Source organism: Amycolatopsis benzoatilytica AK 16/65 (genome assembly GCF_000383915.1).
Taxonomy (GTDB): Bacteria; Actinomycetota; Actinomycetes; order Mycobacteriales; family Pseudonocardiaceae; genus Amycolatopsis; species Amycolatopsis benzoatilytica.
In genome coordinates, this window is sequence record NZ_KB912942.1 from 3,915,870 (window position 1) to 3,928,768 (window position 12,899).

7 protein-coding genes are annotated in these 12,899 nt (G+C 72.2%); all 7 read left to right on the forward strand.

Translation table 11 applies throughout. The features are described 5' to 3' along the window. Positions 1-8: 8 nt before the first annotated feature. The 7 genes from AMYBE_RS41870 to AMYBE_RS45810 are packed head-to-tail and all read left to right on the forward strand — an operon-like array spanning position 9 to position 12,872. On the forward strand, positions 9-4,031 hold the full coding sequence (locus AMYBE_RS41870; protein WP_020660761.1) for a type VII secretion protein EccC: 4,023 nt from the start codon (positions 9-11) through the stop codon (positions 4,029-4,031). After that, on the forward strand, positions 4,028-5,413 hold the full coding sequence (gene eccD / locus AMYBE_RS0117875; protein ID WP_020660762.1) for a type VII secretion integral membrane protein EccD: 1,386 nt from the start codon (positions 4,028-4,030) through the stop codon (positions 5,411-5,413). The genes AMYBE_RS41870 and eccD overlap by 4 nt, the downstream gene beginning before the upstream one ends. A 22-nt stretch (positions 5,414-5,435) precedes the next feature. Next, on the forward strand, positions 5,436-5,672 hold the full coding sequence (locus AMYBE_RS0117880; protein ID WP_020660763.1) for a type VII secretion protein EccB: 237 nt from the start codon (positions 5,436-5,438) through the stop codon (positions 5,670-5,672). Between the two features lie 29 nt (positions 5,673-5,701). Then, positions 5,702-8,392 carry a hypothetical protein gene (locus AMYBE_RS45805; protein WP_020660764.1) on the forward strand — a complete coding sequence of 897 codons (2,691 nt, stop codon included), beginning with the start codon at positions 5,702-5,704 and terminating at the stop codon, positions 8,390-8,392. 19 nt (positions 8,393-8,411) lie between these two features. Continuing rightward, positions 8,412-11,708, forward strand: coding sequence for a right-handed parallel beta-helix repeat-containing protein (locus AMYBE_RS0117890; protein WP_020660765.1), 3,297 nt, complete (start codon positions 8,412-8,414; stop codon positions 11,706-11,708). A 16-nt stretch (positions 11,709-11,724) separates the two neighbouring features. After that, a complete protein-coding gene (locus tag AMYBE_RS41875) occupies positions 11,725-12,120 on the forward strand; it encodes a YbaB/EbfC family nucleoid-associated protein (RefSeq protein WP_020660766.1) in 396 nt (131 codons plus the stop codon). Then, entirely contained in the window at positions 12,117-12,872 is a 756-nt protein-coding gene (locus tag AMYBE_RS45810; protein WP_020660767.1) for a hypothetical protein, read from the forward strand. Before AMYBE_RS41875 ends, AMYBE_RS45810 begins: the two co-directional genes overlap by 4 nt. Positions 12,873-12,899 lie beyond the last annotated feature (27 nt).

The window sequence follows — 12,899 nt, forward strand, 5'->3', positions numbered from 1 at the left end:
GTGCGCCGATGAGCACGGAAACGGTGAAGCGGGGCCCGCGCGCGGCGGGCCCCGAGATGCCCGACGGCCAGGAGGAGCTGCAGGAACCGCCGGTGATGGCGGAGCCGGCGGCGCGCGATTTCAACTCGCTGCTGATGATGCTGCCGATGGCCATCGGGTCGCTGGTGATGGTGCTGGCGTTCTCCGGGGTCGCGGGCAGCTCGCCGTTCACCTACGTCATCGGCGGCGGCATGGGCGTGTCCATGATCGCGATGAGCCTCGGGCAGCTGTCCCGCGCGGCCGCCGAACGCAAGCGCAAGATGCAGGCCGAACGGCGCGACTACCTGCGCTACATCGCCCAGGTGCGGGACCGGGCGCGGTCGACCGCCGAGGAGCAGCGGCGGGCGGTGGCGTGGAACAACCCGTCGCCGGACTCGCTGTGGGCGCTCGCGACGGGGCCGCGGCTGTGGGAGCGGCGGATCAGCCACGAGGACTTCGCGCGGGTGCGGATCGGGCTCGGCGCCCAGCAGTCGGCGCTGGAGCTGGTGCCGCCGGTGACCAAGCCGATCGAGGACCTGGAACCGCTTTCGGCGATTTCGCTGCGCCGGTTCACCGAGACCTACCGCACGCTGTCCGGCATTCCGACCGCGGTCGGGCTGCGCAGTTTCACCAGCGTCGAGTTCGACGGCGATCCGGACGCGGCGGTCGCGCTGGTGCGCGCGATGCTCGCGCAACTGGTCGCCTTCCACTCGCCGGACGAACTGCGGCTGGCGGTGCTCACCGCCGAAACCGCGCAAGCCCAGTGGGACTGGGTGAAATGGCTGCCGCACAACAACCATCCGACGTTGCGCGACGCGGCCGGCCCGCTGCGGCTGCTCGCCGCCGACCACGACGAGCTGATGGACGTCCTCGGCCCGGACGTGGCCGACCGCGACGACCACGACAAGACCGTCGGGCCGACCACCACCGAACCGTTCGTGGTGATCGTGGCGCACCTGGCGGCGATCCCGGAGTCCTCGCGGCTGCTCGGCGCGGGGCTGCGCAACGTGGTGCTGCTGGACGTGACCGGTTCGCTGCCCGGCGGGCCCAAAGTCCTGCGGCTGACCGCCAAGGACGACCTGGTCGAATTCCCGGCGGGCAGCGGCGTGGGCTCGGCGGCTCGGGACGAGCTTTCGGTGACGCAGGCCGAGGGACTGGCCCGGCTGCTCGCGCCGAAGCGCACCAGCGGCACGCTGGAAATCGCCGACCAGCCCTTGGAAAGCGACTTCGGGCTCACCGCGCTGCTGGGCATCAAGGACGTGCACACCTTCGACGTGCCGGCGCAATGGCGGCCGCGCGCGGTGCAGCGGGCCCGGATGTCGGTGCCGATCGGCGTGACCGAGGACGGCGAGATCGTCGAGCTGGACCTCAAAGAGTCGGCGCAGGGCGGAATGGGCCCGCACGGGATGCTGATCGGCGCGACCGGCTCCGGCAAGTCCGAGCTGCTGCGCACCCTGGTGCTCGGGCTGGCCGCCACGCACTCGTCGGAGATCCTCAACTTCGTGCTCGTCGACTTCAAAGGCGGCGCGACGTTCCTCGGCATGGACCGGCTGCCGCACACCTCGGCGACGATCACCAACCTCGCCGACGAACTGCCGCTGGTCGACCGGATGCAGGACTCGCTCAACGGCGAAATGGTGCGGCGGCAGGAACAGCTGCGCGCGAGCGGCTATCCGTCGCTCTACGAATACGAAAAAGCGCGCGCCGCGGGCGAGCAGCTGGCCCCGATGCCGACGCTGTTCCTGGTCGTGGACGAGTTCTCCGAGCTGCTGAGCGCGAAGCCGGAGTTCATGGAGCTGTTCGTGTCGGTGGGACGGCTCGGCCGCAGCCTCGGCGTGCACCTGCTGCTCGCGTCGCAGCGGCTGGACGAGGGCCGCATCCACCGGGTGGAAGGCCATTTGTCCTACCGGATCGCGTTGCGCACGTTCTCCTCGATGGAGTCCCGCAGCGTGATCGGCGCGGGCAGCGCCTACGAACTTCCGCCGGAACCGGGCAACGGTTACCTGAAGATCGACACCACGAACCTGGTGCGGTTCAAGGCCGCCTACGTATCCGGTCCGGTGCCCGCGGGCAGCGGCGACACCTCGGCGACGGCCGCTGCACGGGCGAGCCGGGAGGTCGTCCCGTTCTTCACCCAGGCGCACCCCGCGAAGCTCATCGTGCGCGACGACGAGCCTGAGCAGGCCGAGAAGCGGTCCGACGCGGACGCGCTCGAAGCGGCCGCGCCGGGCGGGCCGACGCTCGCCGACGTGTTCATCGACCGGCTGACCGGCGCCGGTCCGGCGGCGCGGCAGGTGTGGCTGCCGCCGCTGGCGGAATCGCCGAGCCTGGATTCCCTGCTGCCGAGCGTGCTGCCGGACCCGGTGCGCGGGATGTCCGTGCAGGACCCGGCGCACTGGGGACGGCTGCGGGTGCCGATGGGCATGATCGACCGGCCGTTCGAGCAGGTGCGCGAACTGCTGATGGCCGACCTGTCGTCGGCGGCCGGGCACCTCGCGGTGGTCGGCGGGCCCAAGACCGGCAAATCGACGCTGCTGCGCACCCTGGTGCTGGCGCTGGCGATGACGCACACCCCGCAGGAGGTCCAGTTCTACGGGCTGGACTTCGGCGGCGGCGGGATCATGCCGCTGTCCGGGCTGCCGCACGTCGGCTCGGTCGCCACCCGGCTCGAACGCGACCGGGTGGTCCGGACCATCGAAGAGATCTCGCAGGTCATGGAACATCGCGAGGCGCTGTTCTCCGAGCACGGCATCGAATCCATGGAGGCTTACCGCGCGCTGCGCCGCAGCGGACGGATCGAGGATCCGTTCGGCGACGTGTTCCTGGTGGTGGACGGCTGGTACAGCCTCAAGAACGACTACGGCGAGCTGGAGCAGAAGATCGGCGAGCTGGCTTCGCGCGGCTTGTCGTTCGGGGTGCACGTGGCGATCGGCGCGACCCGCTGGTCGGAGATCCGGCCCTACCTGCGGGACCTGCTGCAGACCCGGTTCGAGCTGCGGCTCGGCGATCCGATGGAATCGGAAATCGGCTCCCGCAAAGCGAAAACCGTGCCTAACCAGCCGGGCCGCGGCCTGACCCCGGACGGCCTGCACTTCCTCGCCGGGCTGCCGCGGATGGACGGCAGCGGGGACACCGGGGACCTCGCCGCCGCTACCAAGGCGGTCGCCGAGGAGGTGCACCTGTTCTGGCCGGGCGCGCCCGCCCCGTCGGTGCGGCTGCTGCCGGCGAAACTGCCGATGGCGAAGCTGCCGCCGCCCGACGGCGACCTGCGGATCGCGCTGGGCCAGGACGAGCAGCGGCTGTTGCCGGTGTACCACGATTTCGCCGCCACCCCGCATCTGCTCGCGTTCGGCGACAACGAAACCGGCAAGACGAACCTGCTGCGCCTGGTGCTGCGCTCGGTGCTGGCGCGCTACCAGCCGAGCGAAGCGAAGATCGTGCTCGCCGACCCGGGACGGCTGCTGGACGCCGAGGTGCCCGAGGAGTACCGCGTCGGATACGCGACCACCACCGAGGCGCTGCAGGAGCTCGCGCAGCAGGCGAGCGTGTCGCTCACGCCGCGAGTGCCGGACCAGACCATCACCGCGGACCGGCTCAAGCGCCGCGACTGGTGGACCGGGCCGCGGCTGTTCTTCGTGATCGACGACTACCAGCTGCTGACCACCGGCATGGGGTCGCCGCTGGAACCGCTGCTTTCCTTGCTGTCGCAGGGTTCCTACATCGGGTTCCACCTGATCCTCGGCCGCAGCACCTCGGGCGCGATGCGTGCGCTGGCCGATCCGGTGGTGCGCCGGATCTGGGAGCTGGGCAGCCCGGGCGTGGTCTTCTCCTATCCCAAGGAGGAGGGCAAGTTCCTCGGCGAGGCGACGCCGCGGCAGCTGCCCGCCGGTCGCGCTCAGCTGGTCACCCGGCGCGGCGTGAAGGTGGTGCAGACCGGGTTCGTCCCGGAGGACGACGACCGGCCCGCCGACGGCCAGTTCCCGCTCGTGACGACCGACAGGGGTGTGCGATGACCGCTTCGACCGGCGAACTGTGCCGGATCACCGTGTACGGGCCGCAGGGCCGCGCGGACCTGGCGGTGCCGATGTCCGTGCCGTTGACCAGCCTGCTCCCGGTGCTGTTGCGGCACACCGGCGGCCGCGAGGACCTCGGCGGCTCCTGGGTGCTGCAGCGGCTCGGCGAAGACCCGCTCGACGCGTCCGGCACGCCGGAGTCGCTGGACTGGAAGGAAGGCGAGGAGTTCCACCTTCGCCCGCGCGAGGATCCGTTGCCGGAACTGGATTTCGACGACATCGCCGACGGGATGGCGACCGCGGTGGGCAGGCAGCCCGGCCGCTGGCGCCCGGAGTTCAACCGCGGCCTGTTCCTCGGGTTCGCGATCTTCTCCCTCGCGGTGCTCGCCCGGGTGCTGCTCTACCCGGGTTCGATCGGGCTGAGCGCGATCGGCGGCGGAGTGGTTTCGCTGGGATTGCTCGTCGCGGCGGTGGCGACCGGCGTGCGGTCGGAGGACCGCGCGCTGCTGACGCTGCTCGGGCTCGGCGGATGCGCGTTCGCCTTCGTGGCGGGCGCGGTCGCGGTCGCCGGGATCGGACCGGCTTTCGACCTGCAGAGCGCGCCGCTGCTGACCGGCTGCCTGACCTTCGCGCTGGCCGGCGGGCTCGTGCTCGGCGGACGGGCCGCCTGGTCGCCGTCGATCCCGTTCGTGCCGTTCGGCGCCGTGGTGGCGACCGGCGCCGGCGGGGCGATCGCGTTGTGGCTGCACCTGGGCGCGGAGTTCAGCACCGTGCAGACCGCCGGGCTGGTTTCCTTCGTGCTGGTCGGTTTCCTGGTGTTCGCGCCGCGGGTCGGCATCCGGTTCGCGCGCATCCGCGGGCCGCAGCTGCCTCGTTCGGCCGGGGAACTGCAGTACGACATCGAACCGGCACCGGCCGAGCAGATGGTGCGCCAGACCGGCTACGCCAACGGCTACCTGACCATCGCCTGCCTCGCCGCCGCGACGGTGTTCACCGCCTGCTTCCCGTTCCTCGTCGACGGCGGGCTCTTCCCGGCGATCCTGGGCGGGCTGGTGTCGGCTGCGGTGCTGATGCGCTCGCGCGCGCTGCTCGGCGGGTGGCAGCGGGTGCCGTTGGCGGTGGCCGGTGCGATCGGCCTGGTCCTGCTCGGGCTTTCGCTGATCGAGCCGCTGCCGACCGGGTGGCGCGGGGCCTGCCTCGCCGGGCTGGGCCTGGTGTTCTTCCTGCTCCTGCTGGCGATGCTGCGCCCGCCGCCGCGGCGGCTGCTGCCGATCTGGGGGCATCTGGCGAACTGGCTGGAAACGCTGAGCGCGGTGGCGATGATCCCGGTCCTGCTGCAGCTGTTCGGCGTCTATGTGTGGGCCGCCGGGCTCACCGGGTGAACGAGGGAGAGGCGGGCCGGACATGGTGCAGACGCAGAAAGACCACGTCGAGGCGTATTCGTTCCTGATCGGGCGGATGACCTCGGCACTCGTGCTGGGCGACGCGAGCCACCTGGAGGTGCCCGCGCGGCGGGCCTGGGTCGGCCTGCTGGTCGGGCTGGCGCTCGGCGTGCTGGTCGCGGTCGGGTTCTTCGTGTACGGGCTGATCGCGCACCGCACCGGCGCCGCGCCGGCCGCGCCCGCCGTCCGCCGGGTCTGAGCAGCACAAGCGCAGGAAGGAAGGCAGCTATGGGGCTCTCTCTGGTCCGCCGCGGCGACGCGGATCCGCAGTCGGCACTGGACAAGAAGACCGTCGGCAACGCGCTGGTAGTACACCTCGCGGAAGGGATGACCGGCGAGGCGCAAGCGCTCGCGCTGGGCGTCGCCGCCGACCCCGAGCACGACCTGGTGGTCGTGGACCTTCCGGTGGATTCGCCGATCTCGATGTGGGAATCGGTGGCCCGGGCGCTGCCGCGGCGCCGCCGCGGGGTGCGGCTGGTCATCGGCGGTCGCTCGCGCGAGACGACCGCACTGGCCGGGCAGTGGCTGGCCGAGCGGATCAACCGCACGGTGGTGGCTCCGGACGGCGCGGTGATCCCGAGCGCGGGCGGCGCGCTGTTCGTCCATTCCGGACGCGGCGGCGGCTGGGTGCGCTTCCGGCCGGGCCGCGCGCCGTCCTGGGAGGCGAAGCGGTTTCCCCGGCCCGCCTGGGATTCCGGGATCGCCTCCGAGCTGACTCCGACCAGTTCGCGCGGCGTGGCCGAGCCGCTGCCGGGCGGTCTGTGGATCCGCCCGGTCGGGTTCGACGCGGCGCAGCGCCAGCACCGCGGGGCGCTGGTCGCCCGCGTGCCCGCGCAGCACGACACGCTGACGATCGTCCTCGGCTGCCCCGGCTGCCCGCCGCTGGCGCTGGACGACGCGGCGCGGCTGTGGACGCGGCTGCCGGAGAACGTGCGGGCCAAAGCGCGGTTCGTGCAGTACGGCCCGATGGCGGTGGCCGGCGGCGGCGCGATCGGACAGGCGCTGGCAGACCTGCTGGGCAAGCCGGTCGCGTTCTACGCGGGCGTGCCGGTCGGTTCGCCGCGGCAGCCGGTCCTGCAGACGGTCCTGTCCGACGGCCGCCTCGGCTGGCGTCCGTTCGCCGGCGAACTCGGTTACCAGCCAAGGGAATCGGCCGAAGCGCCGCCGCTGCCCAGCCTGCTCGCGCACCGCCCGCCGATCCACGGCCTGGACCAGGTCGCACCCGCGGTCTACTGGTACTCGCCGGACGCGGTCGTGGAGGTCGTGCAGTCGGGACTGCTGGTGCGCCCGCCGCAGGGCGGACCGTCCACCGCCGCGGTCCGCGAGCTGACGCTGGACGCCGCGTCGCACACCCTTTCGTTCGACGCCGCCGACGAGGATTCCGCGCCCCGGATGCGGCTGCTGGCCGAAGACCTGCTGGCCCGGCTCGACGAGCAGACCCGACGGATGAGCCGGGTCCTGCCGGCGGCGGCGCTGCTGGCCGAACGTGCCCGCCCGCGGGTCGTCACAACGGCGCTCGAGCGGATCGAAACCGGACTGCTGATGCCCGCCGTCCTGTCCGCGGGCCCGGACAAGGCGGTGCCCCGGCCCGCGCTGCCGGCAGCCGCGTACCGTCCGGCCGCCCCGGCTGCGCTCGGCATCGCCGCGCCGACCGACGTGCCCGGCGCGATCGCCGCGAAACCCGCGCCGGCAACCAGCGCTGGTACGGCCCAGACCCCGGGAGCCGCGACCGAGACCGGTCCGGCCGCGGCTCCCGGCTCCAGCCCAGCCGCTGCTTCCGACGCGGTGGCCGACCCGCCGACCTCGGCCCCGGCCAGCCCGCCCACCTCAGCTGTCGTCGACATGCCCACCTCGGCCCCGGTTGACCCGCCCGCCTCGGCTGTCGTCGACATGCCCGCACCGACCCCGGCTGACCCGCGCGCCGCGGTTCCGCCCGTCGCCCCCGCCGAAGCGCCTCCCGCTCCCCCGGCGCCGTCCTTGGTGACCCCGGTGGACCTGCCCGGCACTGCCGTACCGGAGAAGCTGACGGCTTCCTCCGCGCCAGTCGCCGCGCCGAAAGCCCCGGCGGCTCCTGCGCGACCGGCCGCGCCGAAGGCCCCGGCGGAGCTGCGTTTCCAGCCGGTGCCCAGCGCGGAATCGACCGCTCTGCTGCCGCAACGGGGTGCGGACAAGGAACGCCAATGGCTGCGGAAATCGCTCGGAGCGGAGTACGGCCTGATGTCGAATACGGCGGCCCGGATCCTGTCCGAGCACCCGGGTTTCCAAGGCGTGCTGTCGACGGCGTCCTCGTCCGAGGTGCTGACCGACGCGGTGGCCGTGCAGCTCTACCTGTCCCCCAAGGGCTCGACGATCGACGCCGGACTGCGCCGCGGCGTGAACGGGCCGCACGTGCCGGTGGCACGGTGCGTGGTGGCCGGGCTGAGCCGGCTGCCTTCGCATCGCGGCCCGGCCGTTTTCACGACCGAACTGCCGCCGTCGGCGTGGTCGTTGCTGGACGGGCGGAAAGTGCTGACCGAATGGGGTTTCCTGAACGCGCTGACCCGGCCGCCGGCCGCCGCGGCGGGCGGGACCGACGTGCTCGTGTGGTCGATCACCGGGCGGCGCACCAAATTGCTCGAACCGGCCGAGGGCGGCGTGGCCGACCGGGTGCTGTTCGTGCCGGGCACCAGCTTCAAGGTGCTGGAGACTCAGCCGCCGGCCGAGGGCACGCGCGGCGCGGTGCTGCTGCGCGAGCTGACCGCGAGCGAGATCGACGAAACCGGGCGGGTGGCCGGAGACCGGGCGGCACTGGACGAACTGGCGATGACCTCGCTGCGGCGGACGCTCGAAACCTGGGCGGAAGCCGGCGACGAGGCGGACCGGACGGTCCTGGACGAGCAGGCGGCGGAGCGGTTCGGGGCCCTCCCCGGACTGGCCTGAGTGCGGAGAGGCGGAAACGATGAACCGACAGCTGCTCGTGGTCGGCGGCGACCGGCCGGGTGCGTTCGGCACCATCGGCGCGGCGCTGGCGCAGGCACAGCCGGGCGCGACGATCAGCGTGCACCCGGGCCGCTACGAGGAAAACCTCGTGGTGGACCGGATGGTTTCGCTGGTGGCCGAGCAGGGCGCGGGCACGGTGGAAGTCGTGGCGGCGCAGGGCAGCGTGCTCGTGGCGAACTCCGAAGCGGTGCAGCTGAGCGGATTCACGCTGACCGGCCTGGACGACCAGCTGGTCACGGTGGACGTGGTCCGCGGCGAGGCGGCGCTGGACGGCTGCCGGCTCTCCGGGGCCTCCTGGGCCACCCTGCTCGCCCGGCTGGAGGGTTCGCTCGCGGTGCGGGGCTGCACGGTGACCAGCACCGGCGGTGCCGGAGTGGTGATCGCGTCGCCGGTGCAGTCGACCATCGAGGACACCGAGATCGTGGACGCCGCGTCGTCCGGGGTGGTGGTGGCCGAGTCCGGTTCGGTACTGCTGCGCCGATGCGCGGTGCGCGGCGCGGCGGGCAACGGGGTGTGCGTCAACGGCGAAGCGGCCGCGGTCGTCGAGCACTGCGAGATCACCGGTGCGCAGAAACCGGCGATGGTCGTGGAGCAGCAGGGGCGCGCGACGATCACCGGGCTGACCGTCCGGGACAGCGCGAACGTCGACCTGTACGTGACCAGCCAGGGCCGCGTGTCCGTCGTCGCCTCGCAGTTCCGCTCGGCGCCGATGCAGGCCGCGCACATCGCCGCCTCCGCCGCTCCGCTGCTGCGCGAATGCGTATTCGCCGACGCGGGCGCAAACGCGGTGCAGGCCACCGGAACTTCCGCGCCCCAGTTCGTCGACTGCACCTTCGAGGGTTCTCCGATCACGATCCTGGCCGACGGACAGGCCCGGCCGCGGTTCGAACGGGCGACGGTAAGGGGATCGGCGCAGACCGCGATGGCGGTCGGCGCGGACGCCGCAGTCACCGTGCGCGGGCTCCGGATGAATCCGGAACACGGCACCGGGATCCTCCTTTCCGGACAGTCCGCACTGGAGCTCGCGGACGCGTCCATCGAGACCGGCCGGGAAAGCGGACTGCAGGTCACCGAGGACGCCCGGCTCACCGCCGTCGACATCCGGGTCGTCTCGACCGCGGAGAAAGCGGTCTCGTTCGCCTCCAGCGCGGCGTCCTCAGCGAAATCGGTCCTGCTCCGCGGCGGCGGCCTGGAGATCGCCGGCACCGCGGAAACGTCCTTGCAGGACTGCGAAATATCCGACTCCGCGGCAGACGGGATCACCGTCGTCGAGGGCGCGGCGCTGCTCGCTTCCCGGTGCCGGGTGCGCAACGCGCGCGGCAACGGCGCGCACCTCGCCGCGCGTGCGTCGTTCACCGAATGCGAGATCCTCGGCGCCGGGCTGGACGGGTTCCACGTGGCTACCGGCGAGCCGGTCAGCATCCGCGACTGTGTGGTCAACGACGCCGAAGGCGAGCTCGTGAGCGGCGGCGAGCAGGCGGACGTCGACAACCTGAGCACCGATTCCTCCCGCGCCTCCGGACCGGCGGCCGCGGACCTGCCGGGCGAGTTCGCCGCCGAGCAGACGGTCAGCGAGGCGGCCGGCGGCGAGGTGCTCGAAGGGCCGCTGGGCGAGCTGGAGGAACTGGTCGGGCTGGCCGGGGTGAAGAAGGAAGTCACCGGCCTGATCAACCTGATCAAGATGTCCCAGATGCGCGAGCGGATGGGGCTGCCGATGCCGCCGATGAGCCGGCACCTGGTGTTCGCCGGACCGCCCGGCACCGGCAAGACGACGGTCGCCCGGCTCTACGGCACGGTGCTCGCCGAGCTCGGCATCCTGTCCAAGGGGCACATGATCGAGGTGGCCCGCCAGGACCTGGTCGGCCAGTACATCGGCTCCACCGCGATCAAGACCACCGAGGTCGTGGAAAAGGCCGTCGGCGGCGTGCTGTTCATCGACGAGGCGTACACGCTGAGCGCACCGACCGGCGGGTCCGGTCCGGACTTCGGCCGGGAGGCGATCGACGCGCTGATGAAGATCATGGAGGACCAGCGCGACTCGCTGGTGGTGATCGTCGCCGGCTACTCCGAGCAGATGGAGCAGTTCCTCCAGTCGAACCCCGGTCTCGCGTCGCGGTTCACCCGCACCGTCGAGTTCCCGAACTACAGCGTCGACGAGCTGGTCACCATCACCACCGGGCTGACCCGCAAGCACTACTACGAGATGACCGACGACGCGCTGGCCGCGCTGCGCGACTACTTCGAGCGGGTGCCGAAGACCTCGACGTTCGGCAACGGCCGGGTGGCGCGGAAGCTGTTCGAGGCGATGGTGAACAACCAAGCCTCGCGGCTCGCCTTGCACCCGCCCGCCAAAGACATCGAGCTGAACCGGCTGACCGCCGAAGACCTGCGCGCGGAGCTGGCGCAGCTGCCGACCGCGGTGCCGGCGACGGTGTCGGCCGCCGCCGACCCGGCCGCCGCGCTCAAGACGAGCGCGGGCTGGAAGCGGCTCGGCGGGCTCGTCGGGCAGTCCTTGGTGCGGGAGAACGCGGAACGGCTGCTGCTCAAGCTCGGCCGGCTCCGGCACGAGCGGCAGCCGCTGGAGCACCAGGCGAACCTGGTGGTCAGCGGGAAGCCCGGCACCGGCCGGTCGGAGTACGCGAAGCGGTACGCGCAGGTCCTTTCGGAGTTCGGTCTCGTCCCGATGGGGCAGCTGGTGCGCCGAAACCTCGCCGAAGACCTGTCGCCGCGCTGGCCCGGCCAGGCCGAACACCTCGTGCGGGCCGCGATGGACGACGCGTCGGGCGGCACGCTCGCGGTCGATCTGGACGGGGATTGGGACACCGCGCCGCACTCGCCGGGGATGGAGGCGCTGGAGGCGCTGGCCGAGGCGATCGGCCGCCGCCCGGCCGACCCGGTGGTGGTGCTCACCGGCGAGAGCGACCGGGCCGGTCAGGTGCTCGCGCAGCTGCCCGCCCTGCGGGACGCGTTCCCGTACGGCTGGCAGCTCGGCGAGTACACCGAAGACGAACTCGCCGAAATCGCGGTGCGGCTGCTGGTGCGGCGCGGACACGAGGTGCCCGACGACGTCCGCGACGCACTGGCCCACGAGCTGTCCGCGTCGCCCGACCGCACCGCGTTCGCCGCGCACGAGCTCGCCCGCACGCTGTCCGCCGCCGCCGCGTCCCGCACGCTCGCCGCGGCCGATCTGCGGGGCATCCGCCCGCCCGACACCGGAGCGCTGGCCCTCGGGCCGGGGCTGGCGTCGGTCGGCTGAACCGGGAAGGACGTCGATGACGCACTACGAAAAGATGCTCGAAGACGCGCTCGGCGCCTACCAGCGCCAGCGGGACCACTACGACGAGACGCGCCGTGAGATCGAAAACGCCACCAGCACCGCGACTTCCGCTCGCCGCGAGGTGACCGCGACCGTCGGCCGCACCGGCGAGCTGACCGAACTTTCCTTTCCCACCAGCGCCTACAAGCGGATGGCTCCGGCGGAACTGGCCTCGGTGATCGTGCAGACGATCTCCGCCGCGCGGCAGCAGTCGATGGCCGCGGCGGCGGAGCTGATGGCCCCGATGCTGCCGCCGGGGATCTCCGCCGCGGACCTGATGAGCGGGAAAGCGGACGTGCACACCCTGTTCTCGGCGCGGGTGCCGGGATTCGAGGAAGGGAACCTGCCGTGACCGACCAGTTCTTCGTCGACGCCGACGGACTCGACGGCGGCCGCGACGGATTCGACGGCAAGAGCGCCGAACTGCGCACGCTCGCGCAGTACCTGCAGAGCCTGTCCAATCCGGGCCGGATCCAGGACGCGGCCGGGAACGACAAGAACGGCAACGACTTCGCCAAGACGCACATCCAGTCGTCGGCGGAGATCTACAACGGCATCACTGCCTGGGCGCTGGCGGTGGAGGCGACCCGCGACGCGATCGGCGACATGGCGAAGTCATTCCGTGATGTCGACCAGGGCGCCTACGACGCGTCGAACGCGCTGTTCAAGAGCTTCACGGACCTGAACGCCAAAGTGCGCCGCGCCGATCCGGGCGACGGTCAGGACTCGCTGCCAGAGGACTACGATCGCCAGGCCCGGATGCCGGAATCGGTGCTGGCGCAGCAACCGGCGACCGGGAACGGCGGCCAGGACCCGCTGCCGGAGAACTACGATCGCCAGGCTCGGCGACCGGAATCGGTACTGGCGCAGCAACCGGCGACCGAGGGCGGCGGCTCGCCTCCGGTCAGGACTCTCCGGAAGCTGCCCGCGGACCCCGGCGAAGAGCCGCTGCCCCGGTTGCACCGGCGGATAGTCGAGCAGCCGGAAGAGAAGCTGTTCGTGCGGTCGGAGAAACCGACGGTGAAGCTGCGCGGCTACGCGCTCGAGGGCCGGACGGCGGCACGCGAGGAGGAGGTCGCGAAGCCGGAAGAACCGCAGCCCTGACCGTTGTCCGCACGCCCGGCAAGGAAG